Source organism: Pedobacter petrophilus, assembly GCF_009674725.1.
In the GTDB taxonomy this organism is placed as follows: domain Bacteria; phylum Bacteroidota; class Bacteroidia; order Sphingobacteriales; family Sphingobacteriaceae; genus Pedobacter; species Pedobacter petrophilus.
The window spans coordinates 1-571 of sequence record NZ_WKKH01000123.1 but is presented as its reverse complement, the minus strand read 5'-3'; the positions used below and the strand labels follow the sequence as shown (position 1 = coordinate 571).

At 47.6% G+C, this 571-nt stretch carries 1 protein-coding gene and 1 pseudogene; both read right to left on the bottom strand.

Going from position 1 to position 571, the window contains the following annotated elements; all coding sequences use genetic code 11:
* Nucleotides 1–273, bottom strand: a pseudogene (locus GJU39_RS23315) (ISAon1 family transposase); the annotation flags it as partial.
* The coding region (locus GJU39_RS23480; protein ID WP_167515746.1) for an ISAon1 family transposase N-terminal region protein at nucleotides 266–571 on the bottom strand (306 nt) is incomplete at its 5' end. The gene GJU39_RS23480 and the pseudogene GJU39_RS23315, both read right to left, overlap by 8 nt.

The following is a 571-nucleotide window of genomic DNA, read 5'->3' as shown; positions in this document are numbered from 1 at the left end:
GGTGCCCCTGATCATCGCCACGATAGCCCCTTTACGTCCCCTTGCCTCCTTGTTGGTTACAATGGTGTACAGTTCCCCATTGGACAGTGCCGTTTCGTCGATGCCCAGGCAGGAACTGACATTGCTGGTGAACAGCATCCACTGGTCTGCATGGTCTTTCTGTTCCCAGCCACTGTAATCACTGATATGTTCTTTATATTGTTCCTGCAGCTGTTTGCCGTCAATCTGAAAGTAATGCCCAAGGTGATAGCAGCTGATGGGATGGTTATCCAAATATTCCTTTTAAAAAAAGACCGAATTCCGTAGTCATCCGCGCCCCTTTTCTGATCAGACCCCAGTCCCTGCTGATGATTTCGCCAGTCTTTTTAATCGTCCAGCGCCTTCTCTTAATGCAAAGGGCTACTTTTTGGCCGCGTATGGGGAAATCCTGTATCTCTACTTCGGGGAAGAAACCTTTGGATTCAAGGTCCTGGTGCTGGTGGCCATCGGGGGCTATGTTCTTCTCCTGGAGGTAGATATTCAACATCTTACCTTCTTTATCTACTTTGGTTAACTCGAAATAATCCAGAAT